The 24388-nt window shown below is 54.3% G+C and carries 22 protein-coding genes and 1 riboswitch; of the genes, 13 read left to right on the top strand and 9 right to left on the bottom strand.

Going from position 1 to position 24388, the window contains the following annotated elements:
* Nucleotides 1-17: 17 nt before the first annotated feature.
* From AC4PCC_RS02855 to AC4PCC_RS02835, 5 genes are read left to right on the top strand one after another with little or no spacing between them, the layout of a single operon-like run.
* Nucleotides 18-779, top strand: a complete 762-nt coding sequence (locus tag AC4PCC_RS02855) for an SDR family oxidoreductase (protein ID WP_492126332.1) — start codon at nucleotides 18-20, stop codon at nucleotides 777-779.
* Nucleotides 780-788: 9 nt separating this feature from the next.
* Entirely contained in the window at nucleotides 789-1619 is an 831-nt protein-coding gene (locus AC4PCC_RS02850) for an outer membrane lipoprotein-sorting protein (RefSeq protein ID WP_492126331.1), read from the top strand.
* Nucleotides 1616-3013 (top strand): hypothetical protein, encoded by a 1398-nt coding sequence (locus AC4PCC_RS02845; protein ID WP_492126330.1) that lies wholly within the window; start codon nucleotides 1616-1618, stop codon nucleotides 3011-3013. Before AC4PCC_RS02850 ends, AC4PCC_RS02845 begins: the two co-directional genes overlap by 4 nt.
* Complete coding sequence (locus AC4PCC_RS02840) at nucleotides 2988-3941, top strand: ACP S-malonyltransferase (RefSeq protein ID WP_492126329.1); 954 nt, start codon at nucleotides 2988-2990, stop codon at nucleotides 3939-3941. The genes AC4PCC_RS02845 and AC4PCC_RS02840 overlap by 26 nt, the downstream gene beginning before the upstream one ends.
* Nucleotides 3905-4993 carry a YcdU family protein gene (locus tag AC4PCC_RS02835; protein WP_492126328.1) on the top strand — a complete coding sequence of 363 codons (1089 nt, stop codon included), beginning with the start codon at nucleotides 3905-3907 and terminating at the stop codon, nucleotides 4991-4993. Before AC4PCC_RS02840 ends, AC4PCC_RS02835 begins: the two co-directional genes overlap by 37 nt.
* A gap of 67 nt (nucleotides 4994-5060) precedes the next feature.
* Here AC4PCC_RS02835 and AC4PCC_RS02830 read toward each other — a convergent pair whose 3' ends face one another.
* Nucleotides 5061-5291 (bottom strand): hypothetical protein, encoded by a 231-nt coding sequence (locus AC4PCC_RS02830; RefSeq protein ID WP_492126327.1) that lies wholly within the window; start codon nucleotides 5289-5291, stop codon nucleotides 5061-5063.
* 322 nt (nucleotides 5292-5613) lie between these two features.
* On the opposite strand from AC4PCC_RS02830, the gene AC4PCC_RS02825 reads away from it, so the two are divergent.
* The 3 genes from AC4PCC_RS02825 to AC4PCC_RS02815 all read left to right on the top strand — a co-directional run bounded on the left by AC4PCC_RS02825 (nucleotide 5614) and on the right by AC4PCC_RS02815 (nucleotide 9823).
* On the top strand, nucleotides 5614-7833 hold the full coding sequence (locus AC4PCC_RS02825; protein WP_492126326.1) for a two-partner secretion domain-containing protein: 2220 nt from the start codon (nucleotides 5614-5616) through the stop codon (nucleotides 7831-7833).
* 156 nt (nucleotides 7834-7989) lie between these two features.
* A complete protein-coding gene (locus AC4PCC_RS02820; protein ID WP_492127444.1) occupies nucleotides 7990-8658 on the top strand; it encodes a DUF1190 family protein in 669 nt (222 codons plus the stop codon).
* A gap of 4 nt (nucleotides 8659-8662) precedes the next feature.
* A complete protein-coding gene (locus AC4PCC_RS02815) occupies nucleotides 8663-9823 on the top strand; it encodes a glutathionylspermidine synthase family protein (RefSeq protein ID WP_492126325.1) in 1161 nt (386 codons plus the stop codon).
* A 33-nt stretch (nucleotides 9824-9856) separates the two neighbouring features.
* Here AC4PCC_RS02815 and ygiD read toward each other — a convergent pair whose 3' ends face one another.
* Complete coding sequence (ygiD, locus tag AC4PCC_RS02810; protein WP_492126324.1) at nucleotides 9857-10645, bottom strand: 4,5-DOPA-extradiol-dioxygenase; 789 nt, start codon at nucleotides 10643-10645, stop codon at nucleotides 9857-9859.
* A gap of 253 nt (nucleotides 10646-10898) precedes the next feature.
* A complete protein-coding gene (ribB, locus tag AC4PCC_RS02805) occupies nucleotides 10899-11555 on the bottom strand; it encodes a 3,4-dihydroxy-2-butanone-4-phosphate synthase (protein ID WP_492126323.1) in 657 nt (218 codons plus the stop codon).
* Nucleotides 11556-11663: 108 nt separating this feature from the next.
* Nucleotides 11664-11815, bottom strand: a riboswitch (FMN riboswitch).
* 164 nt (nucleotides 11816-11979) lie between these two features.
* Between ribB and ubiK the strand changes: the two genes are divergently transcribed.
* Nucleotides 11980-12357, top strand: a complete 378-nt coding sequence (gene ubiK / locus AC4PCC_RS02800) for a ubiquinone biosynthesis accessory factor UbiK (protein ID WP_492126322.1) — start codon at nucleotides 11980-11982, stop codon at nucleotides 12355-12357.
* Between the two features lie 204 nt (nucleotides 12358-12561).
* Here the strand turns inward: ubiK and hldE are convergent, their stop codons facing one another.
* The 3 genes from hldE to AC4PCC_RS02785 all read right to left on the bottom strand — a co-directional run bounded on the left by hldE (nucleotide 12562) and on the right by AC4PCC_RS02785 (nucleotide 18299).
* The gene (gene hldE / locus AC4PCC_RS02795; protein ID WP_492126321.1) at nucleotides 12562-13989 is read right to left on the bottom strand and encodes a bifunctional D-glycero-beta-D-manno-heptose-7-phosphate kinase/D-glycero-beta-D-manno-heptose 1-phosphate adenylyltransferase HldE; all 1428 of its coding nucleotides are present in this window, start codon (nucleotides 13987-13989) and stop codon (nucleotides 12562-12564) included.
* 108 nt (nucleotides 13990-14097) lie between these two features.
* Nucleotides 14098-16932: a bifunctional [glutamate--ammonia ligase]-adenylyl-L-tyrosine phosphorylase/[glutamate--ammonia-ligase] adenylyltransferase gene (glnE, locus tag AC4PCC_RS02790; protein ID WP_492126320.1), complete on the bottom strand. Its 2835-nt coding sequence runs from the start codon at nucleotides 16930-16932 to the stop codon at nucleotides 14098-14100.
* A 62-nt stretch (nucleotides 16933-16994) separates the two neighbouring features.
* The gene (locus tag AC4PCC_RS02785; RefSeq protein ID WP_492126319.1) at nucleotides 16995-18299 is read right to left on the bottom strand and encodes a CYTH domain-containing protein; all 1305 of its coding nucleotides are present in this window, start codon (nucleotides 18297-18299) and stop codon (nucleotides 16995-16997) included.
* A 289-nt stretch (nucleotides 18300-18588) separates the two neighbouring features.
* On the opposite strand from AC4PCC_RS02785, the gene AC4PCC_RS02780 reads away from it, so the two are divergent.
* Both AC4PCC_RS02780 and AC4PCC_RS02775 read left to right on the top strand, forming a co-directional pair.
* Nucleotides 18589-19209: a TIGR04211 family SH3 domain-containing protein gene (locus tag AC4PCC_RS02780; RefSeq protein ID WP_492126318.1), complete on the top strand. Its 621-nt coding sequence runs from the start codon at nucleotides 18589-18591 to the stop codon at nucleotides 19207-19209.
* A gap of 144 nt (nucleotides 19210-19353) precedes the next feature.
* On the top strand, nucleotides 19354-20583 hold the full coding sequence (locus AC4PCC_RS02775; RefSeq protein WP_492126317.1) for a multifunctional CCA addition/repair protein: 1230 nt from the start codon (nucleotides 19354-19356) through the stop codon (nucleotides 20581-20583).
* A gap of 44 nt (nucleotides 20584-20627) precedes the next feature.
* On the opposite strand, the gene bacA is transcribed toward AC4PCC_RS02775, so the two are convergent.
* Together bacA and folB are read right to left on the bottom strand one after the other, a co-directional pair.
* Nucleotides 20628-21446 carry an undecaprenyl-diphosphate phosphatase gene (gene bacA, locus AC4PCC_RS02770; protein WP_492126316.1) on the bottom strand — a complete coding sequence of 273 codons (819 nt, stop codon included), beginning with the start codon at nucleotides 21444-21446 and terminating at the stop codon, nucleotides 20628-20630.
* Nucleotides 21447-21590: 144 nt separating this feature from the next.
* Nucleotides 21591-21950 carry a bifunctional dihydroneopterin aldolase/7,8-dihydroneopterin epimerase gene (gene folB, locus AC4PCC_RS02765; protein WP_492126315.1) on the bottom strand — a complete coding sequence of 120 codons (360 nt, stop codon included), beginning with the start codon at nucleotides 21948-21950 and terminating at the stop codon, nucleotides 21591-21593.
* Nucleotides 21951-22057: 107 nt separating this feature from the next.
* Here folB and plsY point away from each other — a divergent pair, with 107 nt between their 5' ends.
* Entirely contained in the window at nucleotides 22058-22654 is a 597-nt protein-coding gene (gene plsY / locus AC4PCC_RS02760) for a glycerol-3-phosphate 1-O-acyltransferase PlsY (RefSeq protein ID WP_492127443.1), read from the top strand.
* Between the two features lie 123 nt (nucleotides 22655-22777).
* A complete protein-coding gene (locus AC4PCC_RS02755; RefSeq protein WP_492126314.1) occupies nucleotides 22778-23065 on the top strand; it encodes a hypothetical protein in 288 nt (95 codons plus the stop codon).
* A gap of 113 nt (nucleotides 23066-23178) precedes the next feature.
* Here AC4PCC_RS02755 and tsaD read toward each other — a convergent pair whose 3' ends face one another.
* Nucleotides 23179-24204, bottom strand: a complete 1026-nt coding sequence (tsaD, locus tag AC4PCC_RS02750; protein WP_492126313.1) for a tRNA (adenosine(37)-N6)-threonylcarbamoyltransferase complex transferase subunit TsaD — start codon at nucleotides 24202-24204, stop codon at nucleotides 23179-23181.
* Nucleotides 24205-24388: the final 184 nt, after the last annotated feature.

Below are 24388 nucleotides of genomic sequence, written 5' to 3'. Positions count from 1 at the left end.
TGTAATGGAGTAGGGATATGTCTAAAAAAGGAAAAACGGTATTTATTACCGGTGCAGGACGCGGGGTCGGTATGGCGATAGCACAGTGTTTAGCCACGCAGGGTTACGACCTGATTTTGAACTATCGTAAGGACCAGGGAAAAAGCGCGGCGGGATTGCAGCAATTCCTGACTTCTTCTGCCGCAAGTCGCGTATCGGTCAGGCTGGCCAGGGCCGATATCAGTGAGCCTCGTGAAATCACGGACATGATTAAGCGGCTAAAACAGGATGGCGTAGAGCATATCGACCATCTCATCCTCAATGCGGCCAGTGCACCGTTCAAGCCCTTCAGCGAAATGACGCGCAGCGACTGGAAGCTGCTGCTGAACAGCAACATCATTGGTAACAACAGCTGCGTCAACGACATTACCCCAATGATGCCCGCCGGCGGCTCAATATGTGTGATATCCAGCATGGGCAGCCGTCGCGTATTGCCGAACTATCCGCTGGGCATTATCAAATCCGCTCTTGAGTCTCTGGTGGGGTATCTCGAGGTGGAACTCCATAGCAGAGATATCCGCGTCAACGGTTTGTGCGCGGGCATGGTGAACACCGACATGGCGCCCTATCTGCAAAAACTCTGGCCGGATCTGTACGCACGCTATCAGGCCTCTCCGCGTCGCTGGCTGATAGAGCCGCAGGAGGTTGCCAATATTGTCGCTTTTCTGATCTCTGACCAGTCTGCGGCTATTCGTGGAACGACGCTGGTTGCCGATCTCGGCATATCGCTGACGGCCTGAGGAGCAGACATGTTCAGATTCATTATTCTGCTGGTCATGCTGCCCGTCAGTGCCTGCGCATTGGCGCAGACGCCGCCCCAGGTCCTGTCGCTGGATCGCGATCAGCTCTCTCAGCTGACCCAGGAAGACGGCAAAGCCCGGGATATTATTCGTCGTGCAGACCGGGTGCGCGCCCCCGGGCAGCCATTCCGCTATACCCTGACGCTAACCGAACACAAAAACGGTCGCGACCTGTTGGATAAACGGCAGGTACTGGATATCTCAATGCGCTTTTACAAACCCGATGAGCAGCGGGAAAGGGGCGAGGCGCGCGCGCTGGTTCGCTTCGTTGCCCCAGCCAGGGATAAAGGCAAAGTCCTGCTCTCCGATCTCGACAAAATGTGGTACTACGCGCCGGAGCTGCGTCGACCTATTCCCATCTCCCGTCAGCAGCGTCTGGTGGGCCAGGTTTCCAATGGGGATGTCGTGGCGGCAGATTTCGACTACTCCTACATTTCAACGCTGCTCGGGACTGAAGCGTGCGGTGACAGTCAGTGCTACAAGCTGTCACTCACCCGCCGCTGGGCGTCGGTCCCCTACCCTGCCATTCTCTACTGGGTGGAAGTCGGCAGCTGGCATCCGCAGCGCATTGATTTCCTCTCAACCGAAGGGCGGCTGATCAAGCGCTCTCGCTATCGTGATTATCAGCAGGTCCAGGGGATAATGCGTCCGGCAACGATCGTTATTGAAGATGCGTTACGCAAGGATAGCTGGACCACCATGGCCTACAGCGAGATGGTCATGGAGTCACTACCTGAGAGCTATTTCCAGAAAGATTATTTGATCAGAGGTAGCCAATGAAACGCCTCTGCTTTCTGATTACCGCCCTGCTTATCCTGCCGCTGAGCACTGGGGCAGACACGGGCTGCACATTTCCCCGCGGCTTTGCCGGGGGCGAAGGCGTGTTGCTCCATACCGGCAGCACGCAATGGAATAGTTTAGACAGTGCCTTTCGTCAAAATCAGCTGGCCAACGTTTATGGGTCAGTCTCACTGAACTGCTGGATGGGCCAGGACATAACGTTCAAAAGTGAAATCAACGGTGAATACCTCCTGCACCGCCGTCAGCCGGGTTCGCTCCAGGACGGTCGCCGCGAGGGTAAAATATTTTTTAACCAGGCCACGCTAAGCTGGGCCGCACGGGACGATCTCTTTATTGATACCGGGAAAATTCGTCGGCGCTATGGTTATCTGTATGCGGTTTCGCCGCTGGATTTACTGCGTAACCCGCATGGGGCGTTTCGCAGCGTTCACGTCAATGCTGCAGGCGATAGCTGGCCCGCTTTTTACGACGAGGGCTCCTGGGGTTTATCTGCCAGCGCTTTTACTTCTTCCGGCAGTTGGGACGCGGTGGTGCTACCACGGTTGACCCGTGAAAATAACACCCTGAAAACGACGGGCCGCGATGCCTCACTGGAGCGAACCAACTCGCAGGCGCGCTACCTGCTTAGCTATTCGACGACCGGCCTGAACGACACCACAACGACGATATCCCTGCTTGCCGGGACGCAAAAGCGCCTTGCTGCAGGCGGCAACTATGTTGTCGACGATAGCTGGGCCTTCAATCTCGAAGCCGGGCTGATAAAAGGCCAGAGCTGGCGTCATCTTACTCCCCAGGCCAGCAAAGGGCTGTACAGCTGGGATACCAATGCTTCATCAGCCCCCTTCGTCCGCAGTTCTCAAGGCATAAACGGCGAAATCAGCGCTGGCGTTCGCTACTCCAGCAGCCAGCAGATTGAATCTGGCCTGGAGTACTACGGTCAGAGTCAGGGCTATTCCCGCAGCGCCTGGCAGCAGTTATCCCGTGATGTAGCCTATGCCACCGACGGTTTTAGTCATCCGGCAAACTGGATAACCTCGCTCCCCCAGGTACGCGACGCCTTTCGTTACTATTCCCATATTATGGCGGCTGAAATCGACAGGACAGGGCGACTGGGGGCGCTACAGGGCAAGCACTACCTGACGCTATTCAGCAGCCGCAACCGCAGTGAAACGGGGGTGATGAACTGGCGCACCTCCCTGACAGTAAACCTCATTGATTTTAGCAGCCTGGCCAGCGTTCAGCTCAGCAGCCCGGTCAGAGAAAATCTTGAGATGTACGCCGGTGCAAATTATGCCCTGGGCAATACAACCGGTGAATTTAGCTTATTCGGTGAAAAGGATGTTCACTATGCAGGAATACGATACTACTGGTAATGAGGGTTGCGGCTGGATGGTGCTGTTTGCTGGCCAGGGCACCGCGCAGGTGGGTATGGGGGCAAATATCCTCGATCGTTCCGCAGCCACCAAAGCGGTGTACGAATGCGCCAGCGACATTTCTGGCCTTGATGTGCGTAAACTCTGCCTCAAAGGCCCCATGGCCCGGCTGACACAAACGTATTATCAGCAAATTGCCGTGACGACAATAAACGTTGCCTCTGTTGTGGCGATCCGCGAGCAGCATACGCTTAATGCGACGGCATGTGCGGGTCATAGCGCAGGAGAATATTCAGCCCTGTGGCTGGCCGGGGTTTTCACGCTTGAGGCGCTGTTTAAGGCGATTGTCACCCGTGCGTCGATAATGCAACGACTTGCAAAAATCACACAGGGGGCCATGTATAATGTGCAGGGGGTGAGCAGGGCTGAACTTGAACAGCTGATCAGGGATCAAAACCTCACGGACAGGCTCAGCATCGCCTGTGATAATGCCCCGGACCGGCAGGTTATTTCCGGTGAAGCCACAGCGTTAAAAAACCTTGTGCACCAGCTGTCAGCGGGGGGAAATATTCCAGCAAAATTAGGCGTGAATGGCGCATGGCACTCTCCGCTGATGGCTGAAGGCCTTGCGGAGATGCACGATTTTTTCTCGCTGCTAACCCTGCAACCGCCTGAAATTCCGATTTATATGAATCGAAGCGCCCGCGCGGAAACCGCCACGGCGAATATCGTTGATAACCTTGTCAGACATCTTGTTGAACCCGTCCGCTGGCGGGAAAGCATGCTGAACTGTCAGCAGCAGGGTCAGCGGAGTTTTTTCGAGATTAGCCCAAAAATATATTTACTCTCATTTATTGAAGAAAACAAAACGCCCTTAAGAAAAATGCACTGTTGCACATTATTGTCCCAGATAAAAGAGCCGTGCTAATTATGATCCCCTCTTATTATGAATTTACCCAACGCCATCTCCTGTTTTTTTTGATTGGATGCTTTATTACCACCTTAATCTTAACCACCTCACTGGCACGGAACGCCCCTGATGCTGGTCTAACAGACATGTTCTTTGGCCTGTCTGCCATTGGCGGCTCCTTTGCCTGGATGATGGCCAGTGAGGGGCGTGCTTACTGGATCTATACGCTTTGTTCACTGCGTATGCACGAAGACATTGCGGCACTAAAGTCATTATTTGACCAGCCAGAAATAAAATTCGAATACTACCTGACAAAGCCCTGGTGCAGCCTGCTGGCAACGCTTGCCGTTGTGGCAGCAATGTGTCTTATTGGCATATTACTGTCGCCTGCTGTTATTAATGACTGGCTGGCATTTTGTGGAATAATCGTTTTACCTTTTTGGCTGTACCTCTGCCACAGCTATGCATTACGAAATAATATTCGCCAGTCGCTGTATCATCTCAGCAGGCTCAAACCTTACCCCGTAACAAAGCATGGAATAAAACGTTATCTTTTTGAAGATACTGTCGTCATGCTGGTGGTAAACCTTGCACTGGTATTACCTGTTGCCAGGAAACCTGCCTTTACACTCGATAATGGCAGCCAGACGCCAGCGTTTATTATCGCAATGATAATTTTGATGGAAATCGTTATGGTTTTAATGCTTATGCTAGGAAAGAAGAGTAAACGCTATCTTTTCTGCGGGGAATTAATGCTTGAAGAGCTGGAAGCGCCAACCTGTAAGTCTCCTTTTATCACTAAAGGTAACACGTTCAGCCGGGCACTTTTCTGGTGTTTATTGGTTTGTATCTGGACCATTTTCGTCTGTCTTATTTCGTCATTCGCAGCCGTTTTTTCTTTTACTCTGATCTATCTTTGTGCTCTCACGTTACCTCTGGGAATATTTCTGCTGGAACGTTTCCATACCCTGGAACTTGATTATCATCAGGCAGTAAATATTATCAATGAATACAGAAAGTTAACACCCTACACGCATGAAAACTGGGATGATCCACGCCTGGTTAAGTGAAATAAAAAAACCACGTCGGAAGACGTGGTTTGAAAGGGGTAACCTGCTAACCTGCCGCTTCCGGTCGTTATGCCCAAAAGGTCAGAAGACCTACCACTTTAAAGAAGCTGCTGGTCATAAAGGTCAGCGTCTGTGCGCTAAGCTTCACAACGCTGCTAATCGTATTAGGTATAATATTTAGAGCTGAATGGACGGGGCCATCTATAAAACCGCTTACCATACCGGAAGCGATATTCATAATATCACTCACACACCCACCGCTAACATACTGAATTTCACTATCCATTAACTCACGCATTCTTACTCCTTGTTGTCTGCTAAAACCACAGTAGGATAAAATTACCCTACCTCTGAATAAAGTTTATAGCATTCAATAAATAATAACAGTAGATATTATTCCAAAATAATCTCGCAACAGTAGAGTTCCGTCCGTGCGAGTTACTCTCACCTCTATTTTTACTCACAGGACTACATTCCAACACTAAATAATATTTTTACTATATTAACTCAGGATTTAACTGGCATTATATTGATTCACTCATCCGTATTTGACTTATCCGTTGTGATCAGGCTGAACTGAAAAGCATAACCAGAAAATATTTACCACCAAAGGAATGATTATGTTTAAAATAAAAAAAAGCAAGAGCCTTTTTTTAAATAACAGCGCACTGTTATCCGTCTTCTTTACACCCTTTTATATGCCACTTAGCTACGCGGTAGTTATTTCCCATCCTAATCAGGCCAGTCAACCGCACATCACAACCACGCAGAACGGCCAACAAGTCATTGATATAAATGCGCCTTCTTCCTCTGGACTGTCCCACAATATTTACAGTGATTTCAATGTCGATAAACAGGGCGTCGTCCTCAACAATGGATTACAAGCCAGTCAGAGTCAGCTGGCGGGCTTAATCGAGGCAAATGGAAACCTGTCTGGCAAAGCAGCAACGATCATTCTCAATGAGGTACACTCTGTTAAGAAAAGTGAACTTAAAGGCATGATCGAAGTGGCCGGAGAGCGGGCACAAGTGATTATCGCCAATCCGGCGGGTATCACCTGCAGTGGCTGTGGATTTATCAATACTGAACGAGCAACGCTCACTACTGGTACACCACAGGTTAATAATGGCGTGCTAAGTCATTTTGCCGTGAATGGCGGAAAAGTACTCATCAATGGCAACGGCCTTAAGAATGATAGCGCTTCTTATACCGATATTATCGCCAATATGGTCAATGTCAGTGCCAGCCTTAAGGCCAAAAAACTGCGTGTCATAACCGGGAAAAATAGCGTTGACAATAATACCCTGACCGTCACTAAAACGGGCCAGGATAATAGCTGGTTAAGTTCAAAAGTAGCAGTAGATATCACTTCGCTGGGCGGAATTCAGGCGGAAAGTATTATGATAATGGCGACGGAAGAGGGTTTTGGCGTTAAAAATGCGGGTTCCATTGCCACCACGCTCAACGATTTAACGCTGACGGCCGGAGGATATCTGACCAACACCGGTATTATCTCTACCGCCGGTGGTCTCTCAATTGATACCAACGGCAACCTGGACAATCGCGGCATACTCAAAAGTGGTGCCACGCTGAGGATCGCAACTCAGGGTAAAGCGGTCGAAAACACAGGCGAAATTTCGTCAAAAGCGCAGATGACGGTTAACAGCGGGCGGCTGGAGAATCGGGCTTCTATCGAAAGTTCAGGTGATATCTCCTTTAATACCGGAAAAGAAATTTTTTCAAATGGTGTCAATATCTTTCCTGCTAAAATTAGCAGTAAAGGGAAAATCACCATTGCTGCCGGTAACCTTGATAATATTAACAATGCGCTTATCTCATCTGAAAAGGGGTTGGAAATAACTACCGGTAACATAAACAATCAAAGAGGAAGAATCCTTACTGATGGAGATATGCAGGTTGAAGCAAAGAGCCTGTATAATTTTATGGGCGGGCTGTTTTCAAAAAATAATATGTCGCTGAGTTTTGATGAAATGACACTCAACTCCAGCGGGATTACCGTCGGGAATGACCTGTTTCTACATGCCCGTAAGGTAGACAGCAGAATGGGTGCCATTCAGGTAGGCGGTAAGGCAACTATAGTAGCTACCCACTCCTATATAAATAGCTCAGGCGCTATATCAGTAGGCGCCCTGGACATGACTACCGATAAACTGGCGAACTATGCGGGACTTATTGCTTCCAGTGGCGATGTAACAATCGCTGCAAAAGAAATTGATAACCGATATATGTCTCTGTATAGCCCTACTTTAGGTATATGGATAGATAACATCGGTGTGAACGGGGGGATTGTTAGTGAAGGATCGCTCAAGCTGACTACGCAAATGCTGAATAATCAGCAAGGCCGACTCCTCAGCAAAGGCGGGATCTTCTTAAACACGCAGCATATAGATAATACTCAGGGGTCCGTCTTTGCCCAGAAAGATATCGTTATGAACGTACATAACCTGAATAATGAAAGGGGTAGCGTAAAGTCTGACAGTACAATATTTATTACTGCTGATAAAATTACCGGTACGGCGGGCTCATTTCAGGCCTTTGACGATCTGGAGCTGACCGTCAATAAATCCTTTTCTAACTACCATACTTTGACTGCTGGCAATAATATGTCATTGGACATTAATGGCGCATTTAATAACTGGAAGAAAATTATAGCGGGCCAAAACATTAATATCTATGCCGATCAGATGGGGAATTATCTGAGTTCAATTTACGCGGGTCGTGATATCAATCTCAATATTGAAGGTATTGACCTCAATCTGGGCTGGATTAGCGCGGGGAATAAAAAATATAAGAACGGCTACGAAATGGGTTACTTCTAACCCTATGACACACTTATACGCCCCCAGTGGGCGTATTTCAGCAATATCAAACGTATAGCTATGTAAATCAGCCCCTATACCCTCCCCACATCGCTTCATTTTTCGCCGCTATTCCCCTATTCTATGGGTTTACCTTTGGGCTCAGGACAGAACATGATGAAACGGACTAAAAAAATTAATTATGCCTCCTTCCGCAAAAGCTGGAGCGCACGACATTTAACGCCGGTGGCCTTTGCGGTCACGGCAGTATTTATGCTGGCCGGTTGTGAAAAGACCGATGAAACGGTTTCGCTGTATCAGAACGCGGATGACTGCTCCAGCGCAAACCCTGGCAAAAGCGAACAGTGCAAAACGGCCTATAACGACGCGAAGAAAGAAGCGGAAAAAACAGCGCCAAAATATACCAGCCGTGAAGCCTGCGTAGCTGAATTTGGTGAAGGCCAGTGTCAGCAGGCACCTGCTCAGGCGGGCGTCGGCACAACTAACGCCGAATCTCAGCAGAGCGGCAGCTTCTGGATGCCGCTGATGGCAGGTTATATGATGGGCCGGATGATGGGCGGCGGCGCAGGCTTTGCGAAACAGCCGCTGTTTACCTCGCGCGCGCCAAACAGCCCGGCAAACGGCAAGTTTGTAGATGCCAGCGGCAAAAGCTTCGGCGCGGCGACGCCAGGCCGTACCATGACCGTGCCGAAAAGCGCGCTGGCACCTAAACCTGCGACCACCAGCACGGTGACCCGCGGTGGGTTTGGCGAGAGCGTGGCTAAACAGTCCTCCATGCAGCGCAGCAGCGCGGCTTCCGGCTCCAGCCGGTCTTTTGGAGGCTGATACCTTGAAGCGTCTTTCTATTCCTGAACGTTCCGGCTGGCGTGAGAAAGCGACCGAATACGGTTTCCGTTTTCACACCATGCACGGTGAACCCTACTGGTGCGAGGACGCGTACTACCAGTTTACCCTGCAGCAAATTGAAACGCTGGAGGATGTTACCAGCGAGCTGCATCAGATGTGTTTGCAGGTCGTGGATAAGGTGGTAAACAGCGAAGAACTGCTGACCAAATTCCGTATTCCTAAGCATACCTGGGACTTTGTCCGTTCGTCATGGAAAAACAGTCAGCCGTCGCTCTATTCACGACTGGATCTGGCCTGGGACGGCACCACCGATGCCAAACTGTTGGAAAACAATGCGGACACGCCGACTTCGCTTTACGAAGCCGCTTTTTTCCAGTGGATCTGGCTTGAAGAACAGCTGGCCAGCGGCGTACTGCCTGCCGGCAGCGATCAGTTCAACAGCCTTCAGGAACAGCTGATTGAACGCTTTGCGACCCTGCATCAGCAGCACGGATTCAGCTGGATACATTTCGCCTGCTGTCGTGATAGCGATGAAGATCGTGGAACCGTTCAGTATCTCCAGGACTGCGCCACGGAGGCGGGTCTGCCGAGCGAGTTTCTGTTTATGGATGAAATCGGACTGGGCGAAAAAGGGCAGTTTACCGATATCAACGATCAGGTTATCGGCAACCTGTTCAAGCTTTACCCCTGGGAATTTATGCTGCGCGAAGTATTTTCTACCAAGCTGAATGACGCTGGCGTGCGCTGGCTGGAGCCAGCATGGAAAAGCATCCTGTCCAATAAAGCGCTGCTGCCGATGCTGTGGAAAATGTTCCCTAACCACCCTAATCTCCTGCCCGCTTATTTTTCCGAAGACAAGGTTCCGGCCATGGACAAATACGTGGTCAAACCGCTGTTTTCTCGCGAGGGGGCCAACATTCGCATCATTGAAAACGGACAGGAAATTGCCCGCGTAGACGGGCCATACGGTGAGGAAGGCACCATTGTTCAGCAGTTCCATCCGCTGCCGAAGTTTGGCGACAGCTATACACTAATCGGCAGCTGGCTGGTGAACGATCGCCCGGCCGGTATTGGCCTGCGAGAGGATCGGGCGCTGATCACCCAGGATCTCTCCCGCTTTTATCCTCATGCGTTTATCGACTAACCGCAGAGAATTAACTCGTCAGAAGCAGGTGGTTTAGCCACCCACCTGCACTGAAAGCATACTGAGCGATCCCATTACCACACCTTCAACCGGAATCGACACGGCCTCGTTTGGCGTGCGCGATCCCAGCACATACAGCAGCGGCAGATAGTGCTCCGGTGTGGGATTCGACAGCGCTGCCCCTTCATGCTGCATAAAGTTAATCAGCGGATGCGCTGCTGCTGCCCCTTCCCACGCCAAATTTTCGCGCACATACGCATCAAATGAGGTCGCCCAGGGATATGCCTCGGCCTCACCCTGCCAGCGCGCCATTCGCAGATTGTGCACCACGTTACCGCTGGCGACAATCATTACCCCCTGCTCGCGCAGGGCAGCAAGCTTGCGGCCCTGCTCGAAATGAAAGGCTGGCGGCTGGGTACCATCAACGCTCAGCTGTACGACCGGTATATCGGCATTGGGGTACATTTTGATCAGCACTCCCCAGGCGCCATGATCTAACCCCCACTCCCGGTCCATCTGCACGTTAACCGGTGAAAGCGCATCTGCAATTTGCTGTGCCAGCTGCGGCGAACCGGGTGCCGGATAGCGTGTATCAAACAGCGCCTGCGGGAAGCCGCCAAAATCATGAATGGTACGTGGTCTTTCCATCGCCGTGACGGCCGTGCCGCGCGTGTACCAGTGTGCTGAGACAGCAATGATCGCCCGCGGTCGCGGCAGCGTTTCGCCCAGTCTGTGCCAGGTTTCGGTATAGATATTCTCTTCCAGCACATTCATCGGGCTACCGTGGCCAAGGAAAATTGCGGGCATACGTGACTGACTCATGATAAATCCCCTAAACGTGTCGGCTTAATGACGCTTACATTACGCCCATTCTCGCGGGGAATAACGCGGATAAGGATGATGAAGTTAGTCAGGAAATTTGAAGATAGTGCGGCGGGACGAATAAAGCGTATTGAAGGGCCAAAGAATCCCGTGGCAAAAGGGACGCTGAGATACCCACTCAGCGGGCAGAATACCCGATGGGTTTGAAATAATCGCCGGACAGGAGCTTTACGCCCCCACCCGGCAATGGGTGTCAGCTTGCCTGCAGCGTTTCGTGGCTGCGGCGCCAGGCCACCAGATCTTCGATGGTGACGACAGGCATATCATGCTGCCTGGCGAATACCACCACTTCCGGCGCATGAGCCATAGTGCCGTCGTCATTCGTCAGCTCACACAGCACGCCCGCAGATTTAAAACCGGCCAGTGTAACCAGATCCAGCGTGGCCTCGGTATGACCGCCTCGGGTCAGCACCCCGCCGTCGCGGGCGCGAAGCGGGAAAACGTGACCAGGCCGATTTAAATCGCTCGGCCGGGCATCGTCAGCAATCGCGGCACGAATAGTGGTGATACGGTCTTTGGCGGAAACGCCGGTGGTAACGCCTTCAGCGGCTTCAATCGTCACGGTGAAACCCGTACCGTAGGCGCTGGTGTTGTTGTCCACCATCATCGGCAGTTCAAGCTGGCGCAGGCGCTCTTCGTTCAGGCAGAGGCAAACAATACCGCTTCCGTGACGAATGGTCAGTGCCATTTGCTCAACGGTCATCGTTTCGGCAGCGAAAACCATATCGCCCTCGTTTTCACGATCTTCGTCGTCCAGCACCATTACACCACGGCCGTCCTTGAGAGCGGCAATGGCGCGTTGTACACGCTGTTCAGGCGTGCCAAATTCAGAAAGTAGCGTCTGATTCATGGTAATAAAACCTTATAAAATGTATCGGTTACCAGAACCAGGGCATGCTTAGGAGTGTCATGCAGTGACAAAAAATAACGGCAGAACGGGCGCAGGCCCGACAGCATACGTTACTCTCTCCCATCCGGACTTTAACCGTCGGCTCCGGGATTACACCGGATCTGCTGACCTTCAAACCGGCTGGTCTGAAGCGCTCGCGGGCTTTCGGCCTCAGCCGATTTACCGCCGGTGGGGAATTTCACCCCGCCCTGAGAATAAGCATATAGTATTTACATCGCAGACTAATATAACGCCGAAGAAACCACAGGGCAATGAACAAAACTGGCAATAAGTTATCCATTTTGTGGCTTTACTGTTTTCAGGTTTATCCTTTCTGGTTATAGCATTACACTTATAGAAACTTTGCCGCTATCAGGAAGCCGCCATGATTGACCCAAAAAAAATTGAACAACTCGCCCGTCAGGTTCATGAATCCATGCCGAAAGGGATCCGCGAGTTTGGCGACGACGTGGAAAAGCGCATCCGCCAGACCTTGCAGTCACAGCTGACGCGGCTGGATTTAGTCAATCGCGAAGAGTTTGACGTTCAGACGCAGGTGCTGTTGCGCACCCGCGAAAAGCTGAGTGCGCTGGAGCAGCGCATCGCCGAGCTGGAAAGCCGGGGTACCACAACGGCTCCGGTTACCACTTCAGCCAATACTCCGGTTACCGCTCCAACCACTGCTCCGGCTACCGCCCCAGCTGCTGCTCCGGTTACCGCTCCAGTTACCGCCCCAGAGAGTACTAAGACAAAAGATCTCTAGCCGGAACTGCGACATTGACAGCAGGACCCGCTATAAACAAAAAGGCCGATCGCAGGATCGGCCTTTTTGTTTTCTGGATCGTTCCAGCCCCAGCCCCAGCCCCAGCCCCAGCCCCGGCCCCAGCCCCGGCTTATTCACCTTCGGTGCTGAGCCAGTCGCTGGTCTGGGTTTTTTGCCGGACCGACGGCCAACGCCTGGAGGCGCTTATTTTTTAGCCTGGATGGCCCTGATGATATTGCTGGTTGAAATGCCGTCTTCAAAGTTCAGCACGCGAACGTCGCCGCCGTTTGCCCAAACTTCCTTGCTGCCCGCGATCTCTTCAGGCTTGTAATCCCCGCCCTTCACCAACAGATCCGGCAGGATGCTGGCAATCAGCCGCTGCGGCGTATCCTCTTCAAAAGCCACTACCCAGTCGACGGCCTCCAGCGCACCCAGTACGATCATGCGGTTAACCAGTGGATTCACCGGGCGGCTTTCGCCCTTAAGCCGCTTCGTCGATGCATCGCTGTTTACTGCCACAATCAGCCTGTCGCCAAGCTTGCGCGCATTGGCCAGGTAGGAGACGTGCCCGGCGTGGAGAATATCAAAGCAGCCGTTGGTCATAACCACTTTTTCACCGCGACGACGCGCCAGCGCAACGGCTTCCTTAAGCTGCTCTTCACTCATCACGCCAAAACCTGATTCCGGCCTGGCGCGGATAGCATTCTCCAGCTCAACCGGTGAAACGGTCGAGGTGCCCAGTTTGCCTACCACCACGCCAGCTGCCGCATTCGCCAGGAAGCAGCTCTCTTCCAGGGTGTTTCCTGCCGCCAGCGCCGCGGCCAGCACGCCGATTACCGTGTCGCCCGCGCCCGTCACGTCGTAGACTTCCTGCGCCTGCGTCGGCAGGTGGAACGGCGTTTTACCCGGCTGTAGCAGCGTCATGCCATTTTCTGAACGCGTGACCAGCAGCGCGGAGAGTTCGAATTTCTCCATCAGTGCCATACCGCGCGAAACGATCTCCGCCTCATCTTTACATTTGCCGACGACGGCCTCGAACTCGGAGAGGTTGGGCGTCAGGATGGTCGCGCCGCGATAGCGCTCAAAGTCCGTACCTTTTGGATCCACCAGCACTGGCACTTTCGCCTCACGGGCGAGGCTGATGATGGTTTCGACGGTAGCAAGCGCGCCCTTATCATAGTCCGATAACACCAGTGCACCGGTGCCAGGCAGCGCCTGCCTGACGCGCTGGTGCAGTGGCTCGGGATCGATACCGTCAAAGCCCTCTTCGAAATCGAGGCGGATCAGCTGCTGGTTACGCGAAAGCACACGCAGCTTGGTGATGGTCGGGTGGGTTGAGACGGGAACAAAATCACACTGCACATTTACGCCGCTCAGGGCGGCGTTCAGCGCCCGTGCGGCATCGTCGATGCCGGTTAACCCCACCAGCCGCGATGCCGCCCCCAGCGATGCAATATTCATTGCCACGTTGGCCGCGCCGCCGGGACGCTCTTCGATATTATCGACCTTGACCACCGGAACCGGAGCCTCAGGGGAGATGCGGCTGGTAGGGCCATACCAGTAGCGATCCAGCATGACGTCGCCAACCACCAGAACGCCCGCACGGTTGAACTCGGGCAGTGTAATTTTCATTCCAGACACTCCTGGCATAAGTCAAAAATAGTGCGCGCGATGATAGCACAAGCTGGTTATCCCGCACATTGACCCTTTATCTTTCAGGGCCAACCTCTGTTGTGCGACTCACTCACCGAACCAGCGTTGCCAGCTGGCTTGCACGACCGCTTTCTCATGGCTGAACGTCTCGGGGAGCACATGGCCAGGCATTGCCTCCAGCGCCAGGTGATGAAGTGCATCGCGCAGAGTGATATAGGCGCTGGTCAATGCCCGGGCCTCATCCTCCTCCATCAGCCCATGGCTGGCCATAAGCTCGAGTATCCGCACGTTATCAGACCAGCGGGTCAGCGCGGGCACCGCAGCCGCATGGCGCAAAACCAGATACTGCGTAATAAACTCAATATCCGTTATGCCGCCTCTGTCAGCTTTGATATCCCAGCGATCTTTGCTCTTACCGGCGAGGTGCGAATACATCTTTTCACGCATGTCGCGCACCTCTTTTTGCAGCGCCGCAGGCTCCCGTGGCAGGCACAAAATACCGCGACGGATAGCGTTAAAGCGCTGGCTCAGGGCCGGATCGCCGAAGACGATGCGCGCGCGCACCAGCGCCTGATGCTCCCAGGTCCAGGCCTCCTGACGCTGATAGTCATCAAAGGCATCGAGCGTGCTGACCAGCATGCCCGCCGCGCCAGAAGGTCGCAGTCGGGCATCCACCTCATAGAGAATACCGGAGGAGGTGCGGGTGCTGAACAGATGCATTATGCGCTGCGCCAGGCGAAGATAAAACTGTCGGCCATCTATGCTGCGCTCCCCCAACGTCACCGCCTCGACCGGGCAGTCATGCAGAAAAACCAGATCCAGATCGGAGCTGTAGCCCAGCTCCCAGCCGCCCAGTTTGCCGTAACCTGTGACGGCAAATCCACGCGCCCCATCGTCCTGAAGATGTGAGGGCCGGCCATAGCGCTGCGTCATCATCTGCCATGCCTGCATGACGACCTGCTCAATGATCGCCTCCGCCAGCCATGTCAGGTGGTCACTGACCTTCATCACCGGCAGCGTTTCGGCGATATCCGCCGCCGCAATGCGCAAAAGCTGAGCCTGCTTAAACTGCCGCAGCGCCTCCAGCTGCTGCTCCTCATCCTCTTCTGGAATACGCAGCAGATATTGCCGGAGCTCATCACGGTAGGCATCCGTAGCCGTTGGCTGGTAGAGCGTAGCCGGATCCAACAGCTCATCCAGCAGCAGCGGATAGCGGGCAAGCTGGCTGGCCACCATGGGCGAGGCGGCGCACAGCCGAATCAGATGCTTCAGTGCCCCGGGGTATTCCGTCAGCAGCTCCAGGTAGGTCGAGCGGGTGACCACGCCCAGCAGCAGCGGCGTGAGGCGTTCAAGAGTCGCTGCCGCATCTGCCCGCGGGCAAACCTCCGCCAGCAGGCGCGGCATCAGCTGATCGAGGGCCTGGCGGCCGCGTGGGCCAATGGTACGTTTATCCGTATCCTGCCGAAACGCGTTGATGGCCTTGAGTAACGCCGCCGTCGCACCCGCGGGCAGATGCGGAACCAGCGGGGCCAGTTCGGTCTCCTCCAGCCGATCCTGCCAGAGCACGCCGTACTCCCCGACCTCTTTGCTGCTGTCTGCCTCAGGCGCATCGTCGCCAATCAGCTCGTCAAAAATCGCCCGTACCGCAGACATGTGCTGTTCCAGCTGCTGCTGGAGAACGGACCAGTCGGGTACGCCCATCGCCCATGCCAGCCGCGCCTGGTTAAGTGGGTCCACAGGCAGGGTCTGGGTCTGTTCATCGTTGATGCTTTGAAGCAGGTTTTCCAGCCGCCGCAGAAACTGCCATGCCTGATGTAGCTGCTCAACCTGTCCGGCAGGAAGCAGCCCCAGTTCACCCAGCGTTTGCAGGGTAGGCAATAGCGCGCGGCGCTGGAGCGCCCGTTCGCGTCCACCGCGGATCAGCTGGAATACCTGAACGATAAATTCAATTTCCCTGATACCGCCCGCGCCCAGCTTAATATTGTCTTTCAGACCGCGACGCCGCACCTCACGGGCAATCATACTTTTCATATTACGCAGGGACTGAATGACGCTGAAGTCGATATAGCGGCGGTAAACGAAGGGACGCAGCGTCTGCTGTAGCTCCTGGCTCCAGCGGTCATCCCGATCGCCCATCACCCGTACTTTGACCATCGCATAGCGTTCCCAGTCGCGTCCCTGCTCCTGGTAGTAGTCCTCCAGCGCGGCAAAGCTCAGCACCAGAGGCCCACTGTCGCCAAAGGGTCGCAGACGCATATCCACGCGATACACAAAGCCCTCTACCGTGGGCTGGTCCAGCACCTTAATCAGCCGCTGACCCAGCCGGGTGAAAAACTGGGCGTTGTCCAGCTCGCGTCGACCGCCCTGTGTCGTCCCGTTTTCGGGCCAGGTAAAGATCAGATCAATGTCAGAGGAGAAGTTTAGCTCGCCGCCGCCCAGCTTGCCCATACCGAGGATCAGCAGCGGCTGCGGTTCACCCTGCGCATTCACCGGCGTGCCGAATTCGCGGCAGCAGGCCTGCCACAGCCAGTCCCTGGCTGCGACAATCAGCAGCTCAGCCAGAACGCTCAGCTGTTTCAGAGAATCCTCCGTGCTGCTGGTCGCCAGCGCCTGCATCCAGGCAATACGGGTCAGCATATGGCGACGAAAAAGCCGCAGTTCGCGCATCAGGGTGGGTTCATCCGCTACCTCTGCCAGCTTTACCGCCAGCCACGCCTGATAATGCTGCCATTCATCTGCCTGCGGAGGCTGCTCCCTCAGCCTCTGCCACCACGCCGGATGGCGACTCAGGTTTTCGCAGATAAAATCACTGAAAGCCAGCACGCTCTGCTCAGCAAGCGTCAGCTCACCCAGAGAGGCGGGTAAACGTCCTGCCTGCGCTGCCATTAAAGAAGGCAGAGACGTGTGGGGCAATGGCAGCATAAACACTCCCTAATGTGACAAATGATCGGTGCACGTATGCCAGGCCGCGCTGAGCCGGGCAGTCAGACGCTACCGTTTTTCCAGAATGCCGGTTGTTTAAGGGCCTGACGGCAGTATGCATCAAGGTTTGCGGTCTGATTAGACTCAATGCCCTGCGCCAGCTGCTGCCAGTCTCCCAGCCACGCAGCGACCGCTTCAGATGGGTAAGCCCCGGCCAGCAGGCGCGCGGCCAGCAGCTGGCGGTTCAGGCGGGTCAGTTTGTCCTGATACTCGTTGAACTGGCGGATGCGGTGAAAGGTCTCTTTGAGATCGGCGGAGAGGCGGCCCAGCATAATATCGCAGAAGCGCTTAAAGGATCCCTGTAGCCTGGCCTCAGACTTGCTATCAATAAAGCCGCGCCAGCGCTCGGTAGCTATCCAGTTAGTGAGTGCTAACTGGGTCTGTAATGAGGGGAGACTAAAGCAGAGAACCTCCGGCTGGAGGTCTTTTTCCAGCAGCGCGTCCTCAAGACCGGTAAGCGACTGACGCAGCGCGCTACTCGCCTTACGCGGCACCAGCGAGCCGAACAGAGAGAAGACCTGACGCAGGCTTTCCAGCGCCTGACGAATTTCATGCAGCGCCGCCGTTTCGCCGCACAGCCAAAGCTCTTCGTGGTACTGCCACTGGGTGAGCGCCAGCGTAAAGGCTGCCCGCATCCCCTCTTCTACCGTTGCTTTCGGTTTAACCTTCAGCACTGGCATAGGGCGCGGTTCAGACTGAGTTTTACCCTGTGCCAGCGCATAGCCGCGCGCTGCTTTACTTTTGCTGCCGAGACGCAACCCACCAATGGTTGACAGCGCTTCAGCGAACGCCAGCAGATCCTCACGCTGACCAGATTTAAGCTCAAGCTCAATTTCACTCAGCGTTTCGCTCTCGTCACCCGCACTGACTTCTCCGAGGTCGAAAGCAACCTCAATCTCGCTTTGCAGATAAGTGACCACCCACTTTTCGCGCACGAAATGGGTGCTGAACAGCGGCTTTAGCTGCTGCTGGAGCGTGGCCAGATCGCTCCCTGCGGGCCAGACCTCCGTCGGTAACAGGGCGATGTCCAGTTCTGGCTTCTCCAGAGCGACATTGTATTCCGGACGCTGGTGGAGGCCGCCAAGGGTCTGCCCCGCTGTTTTCAGCGTCATTTCATAGCTGTCGCCGAAGCCGCGAATGCGCAGTCCCATATCCCAGCGGCGCAGCTGGCTGCTTTCAGTTTCGAAATAGATATTGGTCAGCTTTTGTGGCGCACTGTGCTGATGCGGCCAGGCGGCAAGCCGGCCAGGCAGATTTTCAGCAGCAGCAGGTGTGGCGATGAACTTTAACTCGATTTCGATGGTCATATTTTCTTAATCAAATGATTACCGGCATGGTAAATGGATGTGCGCCTGATGATGCCTCGCCGTTGTTATGGACGCTGCGCGTAAAAATACGGCAGCCAGCGAGGTTTTTCTCAGTCAGTCATAACGTGAAGAGTAATGCAGAATTGCCGTGGCTGTCTCGGCTTTCTTATGCTTTTACGACCCGGCTCGCCATGCCCTGAGACCAGGAAAGTTCTCATTCAGCTTTATGCGAGGCGCCTCCAGACTGTGCCATTACTTTTTTCCCGGATTCACGTAAAAAAGATATCGAATGAAAAAAATTAACTTAATTGGCCTTACTTTACTGACATTTAGCGTTGCCGCTACCGTTCACGCCGAAGAGAAACGCTATATTTCTGATGAACTCTCCACCTGGGTTCGCAGTGGCCCCAGCAATGATTATCGCCTGGTCGGTACGCTGAACGCGGGCGAAGAAGTGGAGCTGCTGCAAACCAATGACGCCACCAAATACGCGCAAATTCGCGACTCAACGGGCCGTACCACCTGGATCCCCGTTGCGCAGCTTAGCGAACAGCCCAGCCTTCGCACACGCGTCCCGCAGCTGGAACAGCAGGTTAAACAGCTGACTGACAAACTGGCCAATATCGATGGAAGCTGGAATCAGCGGACCGCCGAAATGCAGAAGAAGGTTGCCGGCAGCGACGGTGCCATTAATAACCTGAAAAATGAGAATCAGAAGCTCAAAAATGAGCTGGTGGTGGCACAAAAGAAAGTGAGCGCGGCCAACGTTCAGCTCGATGACAAGCAGCGTACCATTATCATGCAGTGGTTTATGTATGGCGGCGGCGTGGCCGGCGTCGGCCTGCTGCTTGGCCTGCTGCTGCCGCATATGATCCCCAGCCGTAAGAAAAAAGACCGCTGGATGAACTAGGCTTAGCGAACGCCGGGACGAAAAGGACATCCATTGATGTCCTTTTCGTCGTGGGCCAATACCGCGTAAGCCTGCCCGCCTGTAGTGGGAGAACGTCGGGCGTTCACGTATGATGCCTGAAACGACACAACGAGGAGCGCAGTAGTGGAGACTTACCTTGTCGGCGGCGCGGTGCGCGATGCCCTGCTTGAATTACCGGTTACTGATAAAGACTGGGTGGTAGTGGGCGGCTCGCCGGAAGAGATGATCAATAACGGCTATCAGCAGGTCGGTCGCGACTTCCCGGTTTTTTTACATCCTGACTCGCATGAAGAGTATGCGCTGGCCAGAACTGAGCGAAAAAGCGGTGCGGGCTATACCGGTTTTAGCTGCTATTTCGCCCCCGATGTGACGCTGGAGCAGGATTTACAGCGGCGCGATCTGACCATTAATGCCATTGCCCGCGATCAAAACGGGTTGTTGTACGATCCCTGGGGCGGACAGCAGGATATTGTCCAGCGCCAGCTTCGTCATGTCTCTGCCGCCTTTAACGAAGACCCTCTGCGCGTGCTGCGGGTTGCGCGCTTTGCTGCGCGCTTTGCCCATCTGGGTTTTACCGTCGCGCCAGAAACGCTCGGGCTGATGCGCAGCATGGCCGCCAGCGGTGAGCTGGATACGCTGACGCCGGAACGCGTTTGGAAAGAGACGGAGAAGGCTCTCGAAACGCCCTCCCCTCAGGTCTATTTTCAGGTGCTGCGTGACTGTGGCGCGCTGGCGGTGCTCTTCCCCGAGCTGGACAACCTTTATGGCGTCCCGGCCCCTAAAAAGTGGCATCCCGAAATTGATACCGGCGTGCATACGCTGATGACGCTGGCCATTGCCGCACAGCTCAGCAACGAGGTCGATGTCCGCTTTGCCACGCTGTTTCACGACGTGGGTAAGGCGCTGACGCCCCCCGAATTGTGGCCCAGCCACCATGGACACGGTGCCGCTGGCGTCCCTTTGGTTAGCGCACTCTGTCAGCGTTTACGGGTGCCAAACCACCTGCGCGACCTGGCGCTGCTGGTTACGGAGTTTCATGATGTGGTGCATACCATTGAGCGGCAGCCGGCAGAGGCGTTAGTGGCGCTGTTTGACCGGATTGATGCCTGGCGCAAGCCACAGCGTATTGACCAGATAGCGTTGACCAGCGAAGCGGACGCCCGTGGGCGCACCGGTTTTGAACAGAATGCGTATCCGCAGGGATGCTATCTGCGCGAGGCGTTTAACGTCGCGCTGGCCGTGTCCACAAAAGAGGTCGTTGCGGCGGGGTTTAAAGGAAGTGAAATTCGGGAAGCGCTGACGAAGCGCAGGATTGTCGCGCTTGAGCGCTGGAAAGCGGAGAATGACGCTTAGGAAAACCGGGCCATTAGGCCCGGCTTCATCGCCTCTTCGGGCTATCAGACGAAGATCATATATACCGCAGCCGCAATAATAAAACGGTAGATTGCGAACGGGACGAAGGAGATATTCTGAATCAGCTTCAGGAAGACTTTGATCGCAATCAGCGCCACCACAAAAGCGGTAAGAAAACCGACGGCAAACATCGGCATGTCACCCATCGTCAGGAAGCCCACGCTTTTATAGAGATCCAGTACCGTGGCGCCCATCATCATCGGCACGGCCAGAATGAACGAGAACTCGGAAGCAGCATAGCGGCTTACCCCCATTAACATCCCGCCAGAGATGGTCGCGCCTGAACGTGAGAAACCCGGCCAGAGCGCCAGGCACTGAAAGCAGCCAATGACGAAAGCCTGACGGTAGGTGACGTCATCCAGGCCCACTGCCCTGGGCTGTTTAGGCTTAAGGTATTCCGCCGCGAGCAATAGCACGCCGCCAACCACCAGGGCATACATCACATTGACCGGGTTAAACAACGTCTTGATGGCGTCGTGTAAGAGCAGGCCTACCACCACGGCAGGTGCCATTCCCAGAAGTATATGAATCAGCGTAAGATGCCCTTTTCCCGTGCCCTCATGCGGCACATTGCCGAAATGGATGCCGATAAGGCCAAACAGACGACGCCAGAACATGACAACAACCGCTAAAATTGAGCCGAGCTGGATGACGACCTCAAAGGTGTCTGCTTTATCCCCTTCAAAACCCAACAGATGACCGACAATGATCATGTGCCCGGTGGAAGAGACGGGAAGAAACTCCGTCAGGCCCTCAACAATGCCAAGTATTGCTGCCACCCATAGCTGATGAATATCTGCCATCAATTACTACCCCTGTCCGTATCAAAATCATTAAAAAGGCGGCTGCCCGAGGCTGCCGCCAAATTGTACCCGTGCAAAATCGGGCCAACGTCAAAACAGACCATAATGTGGGGGGGTTTCATCATGATGGCAATCATATTGCACTTATTTAGGATTAGTCCCGCGCTCAATCACCACGCCCACCTGTGCGGCCTGTGCCACCGCGCCGGGCTTGCTCAGTTTTATCCGCACCCAGGGAGAACTGAAACGCGTCAGCAGCAGTAAGGCGACCTCTTCTGCTACGCGCTCAACCAGCGCAAATTTGCCAGCGGACACATGGTCAATAATGGCCGCAGAGATATCCGCATAGCTCAGGCAGTCATCGACATCATCGCTGGCCGCCGCCCGGCGGTTATCCCATGCCATTTCAACGTCGAAAACCAGCTTCTGCTGAATAGTTTGTTCCCAGTCATAGACACCAATAGTGGTGATAACCGACAGTTGGTCTATAAATACAATATCCATAATAACCCTCTCTGTTTTTGTGGATGCCGGATACCACTTCCGGCTATTTATGCGTATTATCCACGGATGATGAGAACAAAACGACCCCTGGAGGGCGGAACGGTATGTTGAATACATTCGCACTGGGTATGATACTTTTTGCCTATCTGTGCGGCTCTGTTTCCAGTGCGATTCTGGTGTGCCGACTGTTCAGATTGCCCGATCCCCGCCAGAATGGTTCCGGCAATCCCGGCGCAACTAACGTGCTGCGGCTTGGCGGTAAAGTCCCGGCTGCGGCCGTGCTGATTTTTGATATTCTTAAAGGTATGCTGCCCGTCTGGCTTGCCTGGCATTATGGCGTCACGCCTTTATATCTGGGCCTTACCGCTATCGCCGCCTGCCTTGGGCACATTTACCCCATTTTTTTTCGCTTCAAGGGCGGAAAAGGCGTGGCGACCGCTTTCGGTGCGATCGCCCCCATCGGCTGGGATTTAACGGGTCTGATGACCGGCACCTGGCTGCTTACCGTACTGCTTAGCGGTTATTCATCGCTCGGCGCTATCGTCAGCGCGCTAATCGCCCCCTTCTACGTCTGGTGGTTTAAACCCCAGTTTACCTTTCCCGTTGCGATGCTGTCGTGCCTGGTGCTGCTGCGGCATCATGACAATATCCAGCGACTCTGGCGCGGACAGGAAACTAAAATCTGGCGGAGAAAACGCAAATAGCATCAGTGCCGGGGTTTATTAAGACGCTCTGTAAATCATTTTATTACTATTCTCTCCGTTAACGTCTCACTGTAACGTACCTTATCAGTAACACGTCGTTACTACCTTCAGGGAGTGAAAATAATGAGAGAGTTAGAGCTGAATGATATCAACGCTGTGAGCGGCGCAGGCATTATTAAAAATATCAGTGCATCGGTGGGTGGCCTGGTAGGTAACGGGATTTATCAGCTGGCTGGCAGCGTCACCATTTCAGTACCGCTGCTGGGTGAGATGAGCATCAAAAAGATCTTCCCCGAGCTGGGTACCTCCATTGGCGCCAGTATCGGCGGTAATATTGGTGGCACCGTTGAATCGGTCCTGGGTGGGATCCCCTTCGTAGGTGGAATTTTCAACGCTATTTTAGGTAATTAATCCCGCCTTACTCTTCGGCGCAGCGACCCACCCGTTTCAGGTCAATCAATCGCCTCGCGTCATCTAATACACAGCTCTCCGCATCGCGGCAAAGCTGTGTATTATCCTGCTGCTCAGTCCGGCTCAGCAACTACACCCAGCTCGGACAGCGGCCAACGTGGGCGAACCGTGACGCCCAGTTCCGCCTCCGTACCGCTGCGCAGCCTGACCATACCGGCGTAGGCTATCATCGCCCCATTGTCGGTACAGAATTCAGGGCGGGCATAGAAGACCTCCCCGCCCCGGGCTTTCATCACTTCGGCCATTTTCGCCCGCAGCGTGCGGTTCGCACTGACGCCCCCGGCGATAACCAGCCGTTTGAACCCGGTCTGCTCCAGCGCGCGCTTACATTTGATCGCCAGCGTATCGACAACCGCATCTTCAAAGGCGCGGGCGATATCAGCGCGCGTCTGATCGTCGTCGCTGTTACCGCGAATGGTATTCGCCGCGAACGTTTTCAGGCCAGAAAAGCTGAAATCCAGACCTGGCCTATCGGTCATCGGACGGGGGAAGACAAAGCGCTTCTCAATACCCTGCTGGGCCATTTTCGACAGCATCGGGCCACCGGGATAATCCAGACCCAGCAGCTTGGCGGTTTTATCAAATGCCTCTCCGGCCGCATCATCAACCGATTCCCCAAGCAGCGTATACTCACCGATGGCGGTAACGCTGATAAGCTGTGTATGCCCCCCGGAGACCAGCAGCGCAACAAAAGGAAAGGCGGGAGGGTTATCTTCCAGCATCGGGGCCAGCAGGTGCCCTTCCATGTGGTGAACAGGAATAGCCGGAACACCCCAGGCGAAGGCCAGCGCACGACCTACTGTGGCCCCCACCAGCAGCGCGCCTACCAGGCCAGGTCCGGCCGTCCAGGCTACCGCATCAATATCTGACGCCTGTAATCCGGCTTCCTTAAGCGCCGCCTGGATAAGCGGCACGGTTTTTCGCACGTGGTCGCGCGAAGCCAGCTCAGGTACGACACCGCCGTAATCGGCATGCAGTTTGACCTGACTGTAAAGTTGATTGGCGAGAAGTCCGGCCCGATCGTCGTAAATCGCGATACCGGTTTCATCGCAGGATGTTTCAATTCCAAGTACACGCATGACTTTTTTACCTCATTCTTGCGGCGCGCAGTGTAGCATGAAGGCCTGGCCGTTCGCGGTAATTTTCCGCCCGGCTTCGCCTTGTCACTGATGCATAAGGCGAAAATTTTTTCGCCGCGCCACGTGGAATCCTGTATACTCATTCGCCTGAAAATACCGGCAGTGGCACAGGCGCATCTGTTGG

The organism is Erwinia sp. L03-1, from assembly GCF_058686115.1.
This window is presented reverse-complemented; position numbering and strand designations above follow the sequence as displayed.